This is a genomic window from Pseudacidovorax intermedius, assembly GCF_003350475.1.
Classification (GTDB): Bacteria; Pseudomonadota; Gammaproteobacteria; order Burkholderiales; family Burkholderiaceae_C; genus Xenophilus; species Xenophilus intermedius.
On sequence record NZ_QQAV01000020.1, the window covers coordinates 26,932 to 40,943 of the forward strand.

The 14,012-nt window shown below is 67.7% G+C and carries 16 protein-coding genes; 9 read left to right on the top strand and 7 right to left on the bottom strand.

From position 1 onward, the window contains the following. Positions 1 to 50 precede the first annotated feature (50 nt). Positions 51 to 776, bottom strand: coding sequence for an AraC family transcriptional regulator (locus tag DFR41_RS26980; RefSeq protein WP_017758670.1), 726 nt, complete (start codon positions 774 to 776; stop codon positions 51 to 53). Between the two features lie 226 nt (positions 777 to 1,002). Here DFR41_RS26980 and DFR41_RS26985 point away from each other — a divergent pair, with 226 nt between their 5' ends. Genes DFR41_RS26985 through DFR41_RS27000 form a run of 4 tightly spaced genes read left to right on the top strand, consistent with a single transcriptional unit; the run spans position 1,003 to position 5,734 of the window. Then, entirely contained in the window at positions 1,003 to 3,033 is a 2,031-nt protein-coding gene (locus DFR41_RS26985; RefSeq protein ID WP_114805005.1) for an FUSC family protein, read from the top strand. Next, a complete protein-coding gene (locus tag DFR41_RS26990) occupies positions 3,030 to 3,236 on the top strand; it encodes a DUF1656 domain-containing protein (RefSeq protein ID WP_017758672.1) in 207 nt (68 codons plus the stop codon). The genes DFR41_RS26985 and DFR41_RS26990 overlap by 4 nt, the downstream gene beginning before the upstream one ends. 27 nt (positions 3,237 to 3,263) lie before the next feature. Next, positions 3,264 to 4,250 (top strand): HlyD family secretion protein, encoded by a 987-nt coding sequence (locus tag DFR41_RS26995; protein WP_114805006.1) that lies wholly within the window; start codon positions 3,264 to 3,266, stop codon positions 4,248 to 4,250. Then, positions 4,247 to 5,734, top strand: coding sequence for an efflux transporter outer membrane subunit (locus tag DFR41_RS27000; protein ID WP_425326733.1), 1,488 nt, complete (start codon positions 4,247 to 4,249; stop codon positions 5,732 to 5,734). The genes DFR41_RS26995 and DFR41_RS27000 overlap by 4 nt, the downstream gene beginning before the upstream one ends. A gap of 196 nt (positions 5,735 to 5,930) precedes the next feature. On the opposite strand, the gene guaA is transcribed toward DFR41_RS27000, so the two are convergent. From guaA to guaB, 4 genes are all read right to left on the bottom strand, one after another. Beyond that, complete coding sequence (guaA, locus tag DFR41_RS27005; protein ID WP_114805007.1) at positions 5,931 to 7,550, bottom strand: glutamine-hydrolyzing GMP synthase; 1,620 nt, start codon at positions 7,548 to 7,550, stop codon at positions 5,931 to 5,933. A 44-nt stretch (positions 7,551 to 7,594) separates the two neighbouring features. Beyond that, complete coding sequence (locus DFR41_RS27010) at positions 7,595 to 8,011, bottom strand: type II toxin-antitoxin system VapC family toxin (protein ID WP_114805008.1); 417 nt, start codon at positions 8,009 to 8,011, stop codon at positions 7,595 to 7,597. Beyond that, on the bottom strand, positions 7,998 to 8,342 hold the full coding sequence (locus DFR41_RS27015) for a type II toxin-antitoxin system Phd/YefM family antitoxin (protein ID WP_017760532.1): 345 nt from the start codon (positions 8,340 to 8,342) through the stop codon (positions 7,998 to 8,000). Before DFR41_RS27015 ends, DFR41_RS27010 begins: the two co-directional genes overlap by 14 nt. Positions 8,343 to 8,438: 96 nt before the next feature. Continuing rightward, positions 8,439 to 9,905, bottom strand: a complete 1,467-nt coding sequence (gene guaB / locus DFR41_RS27020) for an IMP dehydrogenase (protein ID WP_017760531.1) — start codon at positions 9,903 to 9,905, stop codon at positions 8,439 to 8,441. 59 nt (positions 9,906 to 9,964) lie between these two features. Between guaB and DFR41_RS27025 the strand changes: the two genes are divergently transcribed. Continuing rightward, positions 9,965 to 10,456, top strand: coding sequence for a DUF4124 domain-containing protein (locus tag DFR41_RS27025; RefSeq protein WP_114805009.1), 492 nt, complete (start codon positions 9,965 to 9,967; stop codon positions 10,454 to 10,456). Between the two features lie 73 nt (positions 10,457 to 10,529). Here DFR41_RS27025 and DFR41_RS27030 read toward each other — a convergent pair whose 3' ends face one another. Then, positions 10,530 to 10,859 carry an RnfH family protein gene (locus DFR41_RS27030; protein WP_017756948.1) on the bottom strand — a complete coding sequence of 110 codons (330 nt, stop codon included), beginning with the start codon at positions 10,857 to 10,859 and terminating at the stop codon, positions 10,530 to 10,532. Beyond that, positions 10,856 to 11,314: a type II toxin-antitoxin system RatA family toxin gene (locus DFR41_RS27035; protein ID WP_043118012.1), complete on the bottom strand. Its 459-nt coding sequence runs from the start codon at positions 11,312 to 11,314 to the stop codon at positions 10,856 to 10,858. Before DFR41_RS27035 ends, DFR41_RS27030 begins: the two co-directional genes overlap by 4 nt. 62 nt (positions 11,315 to 11,376) lie before the next feature. On the opposite strand from DFR41_RS27035, the gene smpB reads away from it, so the two are divergent. From smpB to DFR41_RS27055, 4 genes are all read left to right on the top strand, one after another. Beyond that, a complete protein-coding gene (smpB, locus tag DFR41_RS27040; RefSeq protein WP_017756946.1) occupies positions 11,377 to 11,856 on the top strand; it encodes an SsrA-binding protein SmpB in 480 nt (159 codons plus the stop codon). 115 nt (positions 11,857 to 11,971) lie between these two features. Beyond that, complete coding sequence (locus tag DFR41_RS27045) at positions 11,972 to 12,496, top strand: sigma-70 family RNA polymerase sigma factor (RefSeq protein WP_114805010.1); 525 nt, start codon at positions 11,972 to 11,974, stop codon at positions 12,494 to 12,496. 16 nt (positions 12,497 to 12,512) lie between these two features. Further along, the gene (locus DFR41_RS27050) at positions 12,513 to 13,244 is read left to right on the top strand and encodes an anti-sigma factor family protein (protein WP_114805011.1); all 732 of its coding nucleotides are present in this window, start codon (positions 12,513 to 12,515) and stop codon (positions 13,242 to 13,244) included. 102 nt (positions 13,245 to 13,346) lie between these two features. Further along, on the top strand, positions 13,347 to 13,739 hold the full coding sequence (locus tag DFR41_RS27055; RefSeq protein ID WP_043118015.1) for a COG4315 family predicted lipoprotein: 393 nt from the start codon (positions 13,347 to 13,349) through the stop codon (positions 13,737 to 13,739). Positions 13,740 to 14,012: the final 273 nt, after the last annotated feature.

A 14,012-nucleotide genomic window follows, 5' to 3' on the forward strand; every position in this document is an offset into this window, starting at 1 on the left:
ACGCGGCTGCGTTCACGCGGACACGACGTGCTGCCGGCCGATGAAGGCCCTCATCCTCCGGCCATCAACCGGTCATTGATGTACGTGGCCGGAGGCTTGCCGAAGGCCTTCTTGAACATCGTGATGAAGGCCGAGGGCGACTCGTAGCCGAGGTCGTAGGCGACCTGCTGCACGGTCGCGCCGCCAGACAGCTCACGAAGCGCGACCATCATGTGCAATTGGCGTCGCCACCGCCCGAAGCTCAGGCCGGTCTGCGACGTGCAAAGGCGATTCAACGTTCGCTCGCTCATGCCGAGATGGCGGGCCCAATCCGCCTGGGTACGGCGGTCAGAGGGGTCTCGCATCATGGCTCGCGAGACCTGCCGCAGGCGGGTGTCCTCAGGCAAAGGCAGCGAGACCTCTTCTGCGGGCATGGCGCAGAGTTGGTCCAGCAGCACCCGCGCCAGCCGGCCCGTCGGCCCGCCGGCCTCATAGGAGGGCGGCTGCGCTGCCAGGTACTGAATCATCTCGCTGAGCAGCGGGCTGATGCGCAGGGTGCAGCAACTGGCGGGCAAGGGCGCCGCGTCGCGCGCGACGAACAGGTAATAGATCACCGCGTTGGCCGTGCCGTGGTTGCTGTGCGGCGTACCGCCCGGAATCCACACGCCCGCCTGGGGCGGAACCATCCACATCGCACCGGGCACGTCGCACGAGACCGCCCCGCGCAGCGCCATCACCAGCTGGCCGGAGCGATGCCTGTGAACGGGAACCTCGCGCTCGCGTTCCTGGACGTCCACGCGATGTGCCATGACGGGCACCGACGGCTCGTAGTGCAGGTCGAGGCTGGCACGAGACGTCGGACGGACCGGCCGACTCACCCTGGATGACCGAAAAAAGAAATCATCTGTCCAAGTTTACGATTTCTGACGAGCCTGCCGATGCCTAGCATCTCTACATGCAAACCATTCTCAACAAAGACGGGGCCGCATCGACCGTGCCGAACCCGCTCTCCAGGGGTGCCGCATGACCGCGTGGCCCGCTTTCTCAAGGCAGGAGTGGCTCTTTTCGCTCAAGAGCTTTGCCGCGGCCATGCTCGCGCTGTACCTGTCCAGCCGTTTCGGGCTGCCGCGGCCCTTCTGGTCCATGATGACCGCGTACATCGTGGCCCACCCCCTGGCGGGCCATGTGCGCTCGAAGTCGCTGTACCGCCTGTGCGGCACTTTGCTGGGGTGCGCAGCCGCGGTGGTGCTGATTCCGTCGCTGTCGGGCTCGCCTGTGCTTCTGTCGCTCGCCCTTGCGCTGTGGGTTGGCGCGTGCCTCTACCTGTCGCTGATGGACCGAAGCGCGCGCTCCTATGCGTTCATGCTCGGGGGCTACTCTGCGGCCCTGATCGGCTTTCCGCTGGTGGACGCACCCGCCTCGATGTTCGACACCGCCGTCGCCCGGACCGAGGAGATCGCGCTCGGCATCGTCTGCGCGAGCCTGGTGCACAGCATCGTGTTACCCGCCAGCCTCGCACCTTCGCTCCTCGGGCTTGTCGACCGCACGCTGGGCGACGTCCGCCGATGGGCCGGCGACCTGCTGAGCCCGGATACCGACGATGAGCTTCGGGCGCGGCTGGCGCAGGACAGACGGCGCATCGCCACCGATATCACCCAGTTGCGCCTGCTGGCCACCCACGTGCCCTTTGATACCAGCGGCCTGCGATGGACCCAATATGCCGTGGGCGAGCTGCACGATGGCCTTGCGGCACTCACACCTTCGCTTTCGGCCCTGGAGGACCGGCTCGCCGGCTTGCGCGATGCAACGGGCGGCGTGCCCAACCGCATCGCACGGGCCATGGCACAAAACAGCGCCGGCCTCGGCGCCGACGTGTCGACCGGCGCCTTGGACGGCGTTCGGGAGGCGGCACGACTGGAGGGCGCCGACCGGCGGAACTCTTCCTGGGTGCGTTCGCTGAACATCGGCGTGGCCGCCCACGTCGACGAACTGGTCGCCGGATGGCGCCGGTGCCACGCGCTTCGCGTCGACATTGCCGCCGGTCTGGCCGGCCACGCCCCGCATCCGACGCGAGGAAAGCCTTCGCGGCCTTCCGTCCTTCACGTGGACCGAGGCCTGGCGATGCGTTCTGCGTTCACCGTGGTGCTGTCCACCTGCACTGCATGCGCGGCTTGGATATTCAGCGGCTGGCGGGCGGGATCGTCGATGGCCATGGCGGCAGCGATCTTCTGCAGTTTCTTCGCGACCATGGACGACCCTTTGCCGGGCATGCACAAGTTCCTGGTCGCGCTGCTGTGGTCGATGCCCGTGTCGGCCTTCTACATCCTCGGCGTCATGCCGCTGGCGCACGACTTCGGCATGCTGGTGCTTTGTATCGCGCCGCTGTTCCTGGTCGTGGGCGGCTACCTCGCTCGTCCGGCAAGCAGCCTCACGGCGCTGGGCATGTTTTTCGGTGTGGCCGGTACGCTGGCCCTGCACGACATCGCCAGTGCCGACTGGGTCAGCTTTCTCGAGAGCAATCTGGCGCTCTTCGCCGGTGCCCTGATCGCCGCGCGCGTCACCGCCCTCGTGCGCAGCGTGAGCAGCGAATGGAGTGCGCGGCGCATCCACCGGGCCACCTGGCGCGACCTTGCCGGGATGGCCGGCACGGCGGCACGGCCAGGACGCGCATTGGCGCGTGACGCATTCGCCGGCCGCATGCTGGACCGGATCGCGCTGCTGGTCCCGCGCACCGCCGGCAGCGCCGCAGATCACGGCGGCCAGGCGGCGCAGCTCGCCATGCGCGAACTTCGCTTGGGCGCGAGCGTCGCCGTCCTTCAACAGCAGCGCCACCTGCTGCCCGAAACGCCGGTGCGCGAGCTGCTGGTCGGCCTTGAGCGCGCGTTCCTCGCCCAAGCCACGGAGTCGCCGCGGCGGCTCGACGCGCTGTTGCCGGTTATCGACCGGCTGCTGGCCCTTTGCCTTGCGAGCACCGCATGCGAGCCCGCTGTGTCGGCCCTCGTGGGGTTGCGCAGGGACCTCTTTCCTTCAGCGCCTTCGGAGCTCCAACCATGATCGAGACCAGCGTTTTCGGCATCTACGTTCCCGGTCTGCTCCTGGTCGCCGGAGGCGCCATGGCATGCGCCTGGTGGGTTCGCCGCCTGCTGTCGCTCGTGGGTGCCTACCGGTGGGTGTGGCACCCACCGCTTTTCGACCTGGGGCTGTATCTCCTGTCGCTCTATGCGTTGGTCAGGCTGACCGGCGCCCTCTCCTCCTGAACCGACCCGTTGTCCTGCTGATCGACCATGAATACCACATCCGTCCGTCTTCCCCACTGGCTGTTGCGCCGGACTCCATCCCTTTTGCGGATGCTGCTGACCGCGCTGGTCGCGGTCGCCGCCTGCTCGGCCGCTCTCCAACTCTGGGACCACTATGAGCTTGCCCCCTGGACACGCAACGGCCGGGTGCGGGCGGACGTCGTCCAGGTCGCGCCCGATGTGTCCGGCATGGTGGCCGAGGTGGCGGTGCGCGACAACCAGCCGGTCGTGGCCGGCGAGTTGCTCTTCTCGATCGATGAAGCCCGTTTCACGCTGGCCCTGCGGCAGGCCGAGGCTGCCGTCGCCGCGCAGCGGATCGTCATCGGCAATCAGAGAGTCGCACTGACCCAGGCGCAACGCGAGCGCCGCCGCAACGACGAGCTGGAGGGGCTCGTCGCGCAGGAGGTGCGCGAGCAGTCGCGCCTGCGTGTCGAGCAAGCCAAGGGAGCGCTGCGGGCTGCCGAAACGGCCCTGCGCCAGGCGGAGGTAACGCTCGATGTGGCCCGCCTGAACCTCAAGCGCACAGATGTGCGCGCACCCGCGGCAGGTCGTGTCACCAATCTCGATCTGCGCCAGGGCGCCTATGCGACGGCCGGCCACGCCGCGTTGGCGCTGGTGGCGGATGATTCCATTTACGTCGAGGGCTACTTCGAGGAGAACAAGCTCTCGCGCATCCGACTGGGCGACCGGGTCCGCGTGACCCCCATGGGCGCAGCCTCGCTCGAAGGCTCGGTTGACAGCATTGCCGCTGGTATCGGCGACCGCGACCGCAGCACCGGCGCCAACCTGCTGTCCAGCGTGAATCCCACTTTCAACTGGGTGCGGCTCGCCCAGCGTGTTCCGGTTCGGGTGAAGCTCGATCCGCTGCCGGCCCACGTTCGTCTGGTCGTCGGGCAGACCGTCTCCGTCGAGGTGATGGAAGGTCGGGGAGCGGCCACCGCCGCCGAGACCGGCGTTCAGGAGCCGCGGTCATGACGCCGCTTCGGGTCCTCGCTCGAACAATGGTCGCCGCATGTGGGATGCTGGCTGGCTGTGCCCAGGTTCCCGTCGGCCCCGACTACGTGGCGCCAGCAGCACTCACCGCAGAGCAGTCCGCCTCGGCAGGGCCGTTCCTCTCTGGTGGCGAGGCCACATCAGATGCAACCATGCCCGCGCACTGGTGGCGCCTTTTCGACGACCCGCAGCTCGACAGCCTGATTGCCCAGGCCCTGGCGCACAACACTGATCTGCGGCAAGCCCTGGCCAACTTCGAGCGTGCCGCGGCGATCGGGAGCGAGGCGCACGGCAGCGAGAAGCCATCGGTCGTCATCCAGGGCGGGCCGGGCTTTGGTCACGCTTCGGGCTTGTCCGTCCTGCAGCAGGATCAAGCGCCGCCGAGCCGAGCCAACTACAGCGCGGGGGTGGCCGTGTCCTATCAACTGGACCTCGTCGGCCAGCTGCGGCGCGCCATCGACGCTGCCGAGGCGGATGCAGGCGCCGCGCGCGCAGCGGTGGATGTCGTGCGCGTGAGCGTCGCGGGCGGCACGGCACAGGCCTACGCTTCGGCGTGCTCGGCCGGTCTGCAGTTGCGCGTGGCGCAGGCGTCGGTACGTTTGCAGGAGGAGGCGCTCGCGCTCGCGCAGCGCTTGCAACGCGCGGGCAAGGCCAGCGCCATGGACGCCGCGCGTGCGCGCGCTCAGCTTGAAGCCCTGCGCGCCGCGATTTCTCCGCTGGAAACCCAACGCCAGCAGGCCCTGTATCGGCTTGCCGCGCTCACGGGTGCGCCGCCGCGCCACTTTCCTCATGCCGTCAGCCAGTGCGAGCAGCCTCCGCGTGTGGCCGGTTTGCTCCCGGTCGGCGAAGGCGCCGCGCTGCTTGGACGTCGGCCCGATGTACGGCAGGCGGAGCGAAGTCTGGCAGCGGCCACCGCACGAATCGGTGTGGCGACAGGTGATCTCTATCCCAAGGTGACACTGGGTCTGACATCGGGATCGTCAGGCTTTCTCGGACGCTTCGCCAACCGTGAAACCTTCAGCTACGGCGTTGGTCCGCTGATCAGTTGGACGGTTCCGAACACCGGTGTGGCCCGCGCGCGGATCAGCCAAGCCGAAGCAACGTCGCGAGGTGCGCTCGCACGGTTCGACGGCACCGTTCTCAATGCGCTGCGCGAAGTCGAGACCGCACTGGGCGCTTACGCGCGGGAGCTCGATCGCCATGCGGCGCTCGTCGCCGCACGGGACCAGAGCCTGATCGTGGCAGAGCAGTCCTGGGCGCTTCTGATCAGCGGAAAGATCGGCCAGCTCGATGTCCTGGATGCGCAGCGCACCCTGGCTTCCCACGAGGCTTCGCTGGCGGTCTCGGATGCACAGATTGCGCAGTACCAGATTGCCGTGTTCATGGCCTTGGGAGGCGGCTGGGAACAAGCGGCAGACCACTCGCCCCCAAGCCGGCCCGGGCGACGGCCGCCCGGCAAGACTTGAAGAACAAGCCCACGCGACGAGCTTCAGTGAGGCATCCGGAATTCCGCAACGGCGCATCGAATTGTGCGCGCGTGACGATCCCAGCATCAATGCTCGGGATCTCGAGCGCCATGGTCAGCGCCGGGTGCGGGCGCCAGTGGTCGTAAACAGGGATCCAGCTGCACTCCATCGAGTGGCGTGCTGCAGCGATTCAGCGTCACTCCCACTCGATCGTCGCCGGGGGCTTGCTCGACACGTCGTAGGTCACCCGGTTGATGCCGCGCACCTCGTTGATGATGCGGCTCGACACCTTCTTGAGCAGGGCATAGGGCAGCTCGGCCCAGTCGGCGGTCATGAAGTCGCTGGTCTGCACGGCGCGCAGCGCCACCACATAGTCGTAGGTGCGGCCATCGCCCATCACGCCCACGCTCTTGACCGGCAGGAAAACCGTGAAGGCCTGGCTGGTGAGGTCATACCAGCTCTTGCCCGTGGCCTCGTCGCGGAAGTTGCGCAGCTCCTCGATGAAGATCGCGTCGGCACGGCGCAGCAGGTCGGCGTACTCCTTCTTCACCTCGCCAAGGATGCGCACGCCCAGGCCGGGGCCGGGGAAGGGATGGCGGTACACCATCTCGGGCGGCAGGCCCAGCGCCACGCCCAGTTCGCGCACCTCGTCCTTGAACAGGTCGCGCAGGGGCTCCAGCAACTTCAGGCCCAGCTGTTCGGGCAGGCCGCCCACGTTGTGGTGGCTCTTGATGGTGACGGCCTTCTTGCTCTTGGCGCCGCCGGACTCGATCACGTCCGGATAGATGGTGCCCTGTGCCAGGAAGGTCGCGCCCTTGTGGCCGCCGGTGCCGGCCTTGAGCTTGGCGGCCTCGGCCTTGAACACCTCGACGAACTCGCGGCCGATGATCTTGCGCTTCTGCTCCGGGTCGCGCACGCCCTGCAGATGGCCCAGGAACTGCTCGCTGGCGTCGACGTGGATGACCCGCGCATGCAGCTTGCCGGCAAACATCTCCATCACCATCTTGCCTTCGTCCAGGCGCAGCAGGCCGTGGTCGACGAAGACGCAGGTCAGCTGGTCGCCGATGGCGCGGTGGATCAGCGCCGCCGCCACGGATGAATCGACGCCGCCCGACAGGCCGAGGATCACCTCTTCGTCGCCGACTTGCTGGCGGATGGCCTCCACCGCCTCGGCGATGTGGTCCTTCATGACCCAGTCGGGCTGGGCCTGACAGATGCCGAGCACGAAGCGCTCAAGGATCGCCTTGCCCTGCTGCGTGTGCGTGACCTCGGGGTGGAACTGCACCGCATAGAACTTGCGGGCTTCGTCGGCCATGCCGGCGATGGGGCAGCTGTCGGTGCTGGCCATCAGCTTGAAGCCGGGCGGCAGCTCGCTCACCTTGTCGCCATGGCTCATCCAGACGTTGAGCATGCCGTGGCCCTCGTCCGTAGTGAAGTCGGCGATGTCGCGCAGCAGCTCGGTGTGGCCGCGCGCCCGCACGGCCGCGAAGCCGAACTCGCGCTTGTGGCCGCCCTCGACCTTGCCGCCCAGCTGGTGCGCCATGGTCTGCATGCCATAGCAGATGCCCAGCACCGGCACGCCCAGTTCGAAGATGGCCTGCGGTGCCTTGTCGGTGCTCTCTTCGTACACGCTGGCATGGCTGCCCGACAGGATCACGCCCTTGAGCGAGCCGTCGGCGGCGTACTGCCGCACCCATTCGTCGGTCACATCGCAGGGATGCACTTCGCTCAGCACATGGGCTTCGCGCACGCGGCGGGCGATCAGCTGCGTGACCTGCGAGCCGAAGTCGAGGATGAGGATCTTGTCGTGTTGCATGGTGGGCTCCGAAAGAAGGGAGATGCGGCCGCGTGGGCGCCGCGTCAGGTCAGGTCGGTGATGACGGGATGGTCCAGTTGAAGGCAGGCGCGGTGCAGCGCAGGCGCCATGGTGACCAGCGGCGCCTTGAGGTCGACGGCCAACTTGAGATAGGCCGCATCGTGAGGGCCGAGCTGCATCGATTGCGCCCAGGTCCAGAACTCCAGCGGCGAGATGCGCATGGGCGCCAATGCCACCGGCAGCCGGCTCAGCAGCCGCAGCACGTGCTGGTGGACGGCCGTCGTGAACCGGCCGGTGGCCAGCGCGCAACCGGTGGCCTGGAGCACATCGAGGGGGAAGGTGGCGGCGCTGGTTGCGCTTTCTTCCTCGGTCATGACGCGGATCAGCGCCTGCGACACGCGGTCACTGCCCTCGGCCGGGAAGGCCCAGCGGGTGAAGGCCGAGGCGTCAATGACCAGCATCGTCGTCCTTCGGGTGCCCGGCCGTGGGAAGGTCGCCCTGGACCCATGACCCCGTGCGCGCTGCCTGGGCGGCCTCGTGCTGCTGCCACAGCAGGTCGAAGCCGGCACCCTGCTCTGCCGCCGTCGCGGCCACCTTGGCGCGCAGCGCCTGCAGCTCTGCCACGATGGCCTGTCGACGCGCCTCGATGCTGGGTTGCACCGACTCGGGCTCCTTGATCAGCCGGATCACCCGCTTGCCGTGGCGAGTCAGCACGACTTCCTCTCCGTTCTCGACAGCGCGGATCAGTTCGGAAAGCTGGCTCTTGGCTTGGTGGATGGGGACGGTGTGCATGTCGAATCTGGCCCGTCTATGGGGAATTCGGACCATATTCTAGCCAGGAAAGAAAAATGGCCAGAACAATCTGGCCCTTTTCAGCGCGACGCCGGGTCACTCCGCCCGGTAGTTGGGCGCTTCCTTGGTGATCTGCACATCGTGCACATGGCTTTCGCGGATGCCGGCCGCCGTGATTTCCACGAACTCGGCGTTCGACTTCATCTCGTCGATGGTGGCGCAACCGCAGTAGCCCATCGAGGCCCGCAGGCCGCCGGCCATCTGGTAGACGATGGACAGCATCGACCCCTTGTAGGGCACACGGCCTTCGATGCCTTCGGGCACCAGCTTGTCGGCATTGGGATTGCCCGTGCTCGATTCCTGGAAGTAGCGGTCGGCGCTGCCCTGCTGCATCGCACCGATGGAGCCCATCCCGCGATAGCTCTTGTAGCTGCGGCCCTGGAACAGGATGATCTCGCCCGGCGCCTCTTCGGTGCCGGCAAACATGCCGCCCATCATCACGGTGCTGGCGCCGGCCGCGATGGCCTTGGCGATGTCGCCCGAGTAGCGGATTCCGCCGTCGGCGATCAGCGGAATGCTGTCGCCCAGCGCCGTGGCCACGTTGTCGATGGCCATGATCTGCGGCACGCCCACGCCGGCCACGATGCGCGTGGTGCAGATGGAACCCGGGCCGATGCCGACCTTGACCGCATCCGCGCCCGCCTCGGCCAGCGCCTTGGCGGCGGCGCCGGTGGCGATGTTGCCGCCGATCACATCGACCTGCGGATAGTTCTGCTTGACCCAGCGCACCCGCTCGATCACGCCCTTGCTGTGGCCGTGGGCGGTGTCGACCACGATGGCGTCCACGCCGGCCTTGACCAGGGCCTCGACACGTTCCTCGGTGCCTTCGCCCACACCCACCGCCGCGCCCACGCGCAAGCGGCCCGATGCGTCGCGCGCCGCGTTCGGGAAACTGGTCTGCTTGGTGATGTCCTTGACGGTGATCAGGCCCTTGAGCTCGAAGTCGTCGGCCACGACCAGCAACCGTTCGAGCTTGTGCTTGTTCAGCAGCGCCTTGGCCTCGGCGGGCGAAGTGCCCTCGCTCACGGTGATGAGCTTGGCCCGCGGCGTCATGATCTCGGTGACCGGCACGTCGTAGCGCGTCTCGAAGCGCAGGTCACGGCCGGTGACGATGCCGACGACCTTGCCGCCGTCGATCACCGGGAAGCCGGAAATGCCCAGCTCCTCCGACAACTGCAGCACCTGCAGCACCGTGTGCTGGGGTGTGATGACGACCGGGTCGCGCAGGACGCCGGATTCGTAACGCTTGACCTTCGCCACCTCGGCCGCCTGCTGCTGGGCCGTGAGGTTCTTGTGCACGATGCCGATGCCGCCTTCCTGGGCGATGGCAATCGCCAGGCGGGCTTCGGTCACGGTGTCCATCGCCGCCGAAACCAGAGGCAGGTTCAGCTCGATGTTGCGGGAAAGGCGGGTCTTGAGGGAGGCGTCCTTGGGCAGGACCTGGGAGAACGCAGGCACCAGCAACACATCGTCGAAGGTGAGCGCTTTGCCGAGAAGGCGCATGGTGAAGCTCCAAAAGACGGATTGTAACGAGCCGCCATTGCTGCCACTACACTGGCCGGATGAGACCCGCAACCTGCGTCCTGTTGGCCCTGCTGGCACTGCCGCTGGCCGCCCAAGCCCAGTGGCAATGGATCGATGGCAACGGACGCAAGGTGTTCAGCGACCGCCCACCGCCCGCGGATGTTCCGGCGCGCAACATCCTCGGCCGGCCGGCAGGCGGCAGCGCTGGCGTGTCGGCGATGGCTGCGCCGCAGGCCCCCGTCCCCGCTGCGCCCGCCTCCGCGCCGCGCGTGGACCGGGTCCTGGAAGAAAAGGCCCGTCAGGCGGAAGAGGCCGAGAAGGCCAAGCGGGCGGAGGCCGAGGCCAGGGCCGCCAAGGCCAGGCAGGACAACTGCGCCCGCGCCCGCCAGGGGCTGGCCACCCTCGACAGCGGCATCCGCATTGCCCGCGTCAATGGCCAGGGCGAACGCGAGATCATGGACGACGCCGCACGCGTGGCCGAACAGCGACGGCTGCAGGGCGTGGTCCAGAGCGATTGCGTGGCGCGCTGAAGTCCGCCGCAGGGATGCGCCACCGGCGCATCGGCGCCCGCGCCCGCGCCGGCGAAGCGCGGGCCTGTGGGCCTCAGTAGCCCGCCTTGGCGCCCTGCCGTCGCTTGGCAAACAGCCCGGCCGTCCGCGAACCTTGCCGTTGAAAGCGTTCGCGCCGCGCCGCCTTCGGGTCCACCAGCAGAGGCCGGCACAGCTCGACACGGTCTCCAGGACGCAACGGCGTCTCCCAGGTCACCCCTCGCCCCCAGATGCCAGGGCTGGCTTCATGGGCCCAGGCAGGCCACTGCTCGCCCACGGCGCTTGCGGCGGCCGCCTCGCGCAGCGTCGAGCCTTCGGCAAGTTGCAACCGCTGCTCGCCCACCTGTCGCGGCGCGGCCGACCAGCACACGACGATGTCGATCATGCAGCCGGGCCGCCCTCGCCGTAGACCTGCTCGGCCCGCTTGACGAAGGCCTCGACCAGCGTCGATGCGATCTTGTCGAATACCGGGCCCACCAGCGCCTGCAGCGCGAAGTTGTCGAAGCCGTAGTTCAGGTCCAGCGTGACGCGGCAGGCCCGTTCACCCTCTTGGCCGACCGGGGCGAACTTCCAGATGCCTTCGAGTTGCGAGAACGGCCCCTTGACGAGCTTGAGCTGCACCTCGCGGCCGGGCACATGCGTGTTGCGCGTGGTGAAGCTCTGGCGGATGCCGCCGAACGCCAGGCCGACTTCCGCGGTCATGCCGGCATCGTCCTGCTCGATCACCTGGGCCCGGTCACACCATGGAAGGAACTCGGGATAGCGGGCCACATCGGTCACCAGGTCATACATCTCGGTGGCGCTGTACCAGATCAGGACGGACTTATGGACACTTTTCATAGAATCTGCACGTGTGTGCGGGCCGATTGTAGAAATGCCATGCGCCCCCAAATGGAATCCACATGGCCAACAAAAAGCAGGACAACACCAATCCCCGCATCGCCGACAACAAAAAGGCGGCTTACAACTATTTCTTCGAGGAGCGTCACGAGGCCGGCATGGTGCTCGAAGGCTGGGAGGTCAAGGCATTGCGCGAAGGCAAGGTGCAACTGACCGACGGCTACGTGATGATCCGCGACGGCGAGATGTTCATCGTCGGCTGCCAGATCAACCCCCTCAAGAGCGCATCGACCCACGTCAATCCCGACGCCATCCGCACCAAGAAGCTGCTGCTGCACAAGGAAGAGATCCGGCGCCTGACCGGCAAGGTCGAGCAGAAGGGCTACACGCTGGTGCCGCTCAACCTGCACTGGAAGGCCGGCAAGGTCAAATGCGAGATCGCCCTGGCCAAGGGCAAGGCCGAGCACGACAAGCGCGACACCATCAAGGACCGCGAGGGCAAGCGCGAGGTCGAGCGGGCGCTCAAGGTGCACAACCGCTGAGGCGGCCGGACGGGCGGATGCGCGCCAGCGCGAATCCGCCAGCCGGGCACCGCGCCCGCACATTTTTTTCGACCCGCCTGGAATAAACGGCGATGCGCTGGCGTTCATGCAGTCAATGAGCGCCTCCCACGCCATCGTCGGCCAGATCCCCGCCCTGCGGCGCTACGCCCGCGCATTGACGGGCGATGTCTGGGCCGCCGATGACCTGGTGCAGGACACGCTGGAGCGCGCCTGCCACAAGTGGTCGCTGTGGACGCCGGGCACCGACCTGCGGGCCTGGCTGTTCACCCTCATGCACAACCTGCACGCCAGCCAGCTGCGGCGGGCGCCAGCACCCGCGGTGGATATCGACGCGCTGGAAGCGGAACCCGCGGCCATGCCGGCGGCAGCCGACGGATCGCTCGACCTCCAGCGCTGCCTGTTGCTGCTGCCCGACGAGCAGCGTGCGGTCCTGCTGCTGGCCGCGCTGGAAGACCTCTCCTATGCCGAGATCGGCCGCGTGCTCGGCGTGCCCATCGGCACCGTGATGTCTCGGCTGTCCCGCGCCCGCGAGCGGCTACGCCAGCTCATGGACGGCCATCCCCCCGAGCGCGCCGGCACAGGCCCCAGCGGCCGCCCTGCCCTGCGGCGCCTGAAATGAGCCCACGACCCGCGCCATGAACCGCCCCGCCCCGCCGCCAACGCACCATTCTCCAGACGAGGAGTGGGATCGCCTGCGCCGGCAATTGCGGCAGCTTCACGCGCCGGTGCTGGAGGAAGCCCCGCCCCCCGGCCTCCTGGCCGCCGCCAAGGCATTCGAAGAAGCCGTGGCGCGCAAGCGTCGCCAAGCCCAGGCGCTGCGATGGAGCGGTATGGCCGCCGCCGTCGTGCTCGCCTTCGGCGCCGGCTGGTCGGCCAATGGACTGCAAGGTGCCACCGGCGGGCACACCATGGCCGCAACCCAGGCGCCGCCTCTGCACGGCTTCGTCCGCGAAGCCGCGGTGGCCTACAGCCTCTACGTGCCCGAGAAGCGCCACCCTGTCGAAGTCAGGGCCGCGGAGGAGCAGCACCTGGTGCAGTGGCTGTCGCACCGGCTGGATCGGCCCCTGAAACTGCCTGACCTGGCATCGCAAGGCTACGCACTGGTCGGCGGCCGCCTGCTGCCGGGCACGGCGGGCGCGCGGGCGCAGTTCATGTACCAGAACGCCGAAGGTCAGCGCCTGACGCTCTACCTCGGGCAGATCGATGCCGGCGCACCCGAAGCCAGGGGCGCCGCCTTCCGCTTCGAAGCCGGCCCACAGCTGTCGACCTTCTATTGGGTGGACGACGGCTTCGGCTATGCGCTGAGCGCGCCCCTCGGCCGCGACCGCCTGCTTGCGCTGGCGCAAACCGTCCATGGGCAGCTGTGAGACAGGCACCGAATTCGCCCTGCGCCTACGCGGCAGGCCCCAACCCTCTTCCTACACTCGTCCCGCTGCCTTTCGTTCAACCAGGAGAACTGCATGATTGCCATGAAGAAGACCACCCTGATCGGTGTACCCGCCCTCGCACTGGCTGCGCTGTTGGCCGGCTGCGCCACCACCCCGGCGCCCGACATGCCCACCCGCACCGTGGACGGCGTGCTGATCGGCCCGAACGGCAAGACGCTCTACACCTTCGCCCGCGACGCGCAGAACAGCGGCAAGTCGATGTGCAATGCCCAGTGCGCCACCAACTGGCCGCCGCTGATGGCCCCGGCCGATCCCAAGCCCATGGGCGGCTACACCATCGTGATGCGCGATGACGGCAGCAAGCAATGGGCCTACAACGGCTGGCCCCTCTACTACTGGTCCAAGGACGCCAAGCCGGGCGACCGCACCGGCGAAGGCATGCTCAACGGTGCCTGGAAGGTTGCCCGTCCTTGAGACGAGACTGAAAAGCGCCGCGGTCGCACTTGAAGGGCGACCAGGGCGACAAAAGCACGAAGGGGGCATTACGCCCCCTTTTCTTTGTGCGCCCAGCATGGGCGCCCTCTTGCGGGTGCAAGTCCCGCCGTAAGTTGATCACGACGAACGAAGTGAAGCGCAACTGCACGAGGGCGACCGAGTGTGGGGAGGAAGCGTGGAGCGAAGCTGCGAGCCGATGAACAAGAACCGGATAGAAGGCAGTGCCGAGCAGGGCGAGTGGGCAAAGAGCCA

What these genes read in the sequence shown, in the direction of transcription:
- DFR41_RS26985 (WP_114805005.1), top strand. Translation starts at nt 1,003, where the DNA reads ATGACCGCGTGGCCCGCTTTCTCAAGGCAGGAGTGGCTCTTTTCGCTC.
- DFR41_RS26990 (WP_017758672.1), top strand. Translation starts at nt 3,030, where the DNA reads ATGATCGAGACCAGCGTTTTCGGCATCTACGTTCCCGGTCTGCTCCTG.
- DFR41_RS26995 (WP_114805006.1), top strand. Translation starts at nt 3,264, where the DNA reads ATGAATACCACATCCGTCCGTCTTCCCCACTGGCTGTTGCGCCGGACT.
- DFR41_RS27000 (WP_425326733.1), top strand. Translation starts at nt 4,247, where the DNA reads ATGACGCCGCTTCGGGTCCTCGCTCGAACAATGGTCGCCGCATGTGGG.
- guaA (WP_114805007.1), bottom strand. Translation starts at nt 7,550, where the DNA reads ATGCAACACGACAAGATCCTCATCCTCGACTTCGGCTCGCAGGTCACG.
- DFR41_RS27010 (WP_114805008.1), bottom strand. Translation starts at nt 8,011, where the DNA reads ATGCTGGTCATTGACGCCTCGGCCTTCACCCGCTGGGCCTTCCCGGCC.
- DFR41_RS27015 (WP_017760532.1), bottom strand. Translation starts at nt 8,342, where the DNA reads ATGCACACCGTCCCCATCCACCAAGCCAAGAGCCAGCTTTCCGAACTG.
- guaB (WP_017760531.1), bottom strand. Translation starts at nt 9,905, where the DNA reads ATGCGCCTTCTCGGCAAAGCGCTCACCTTCGACGATGTGTTGCTGGTG.
- DFR41_RS27025 (WP_114805009.1), top strand. Translation starts at nt 9,965, where the DNA reads ATGAGACCCGCAACCTGCGTCCTGTTGGCCCTGCTGGCACTGCCGCTG.
- DFR41_RS27030 (WP_017756948.1), bottom strand. Translation starts at nt 10,859, where the DNA reads ATGATCGACATCGTCGTGTGCTGGTCGGCCGCGCCGCGACAGGTGGGC.
- DFR41_RS27035 (WP_043118012.1), bottom strand. Translation starts at nt 11,314, where the DNA reads ATGAAAAGTGTCCATAAGTCCGTCCTGATCTGGTACAGCGCCACCGAG.
- smpB (WP_017756946.1), top strand. Translation starts at nt 11,377, where the DNA reads ATGGCCAACAAAAAGCAGGACAACACCAATCCCCGCATCGCCGACAAC.
- DFR41_RS27045 (WP_114805010.1), top strand. Translation starts at nt 11,972, where the DNA reads ATGAGCGCCTCCCACGCCATCGTCGGCCAGATCCCCGCCCTGCGGCGC.
- DFR41_RS27050 (WP_114805011.1), top strand. Translation starts at nt 12,513, where the DNA reads ATGAACCGCCCCGCCCCGCCGCCAACGCACCATTCTCCAGACGAGGAG.
- DFR41_RS27055 (WP_043118015.1), top strand. Translation starts at nt 13,347, where the DNA reads ATGAAGAAGACCACCCTGATCGGTGTACCCGCCCTCGCACTGGCTGCG.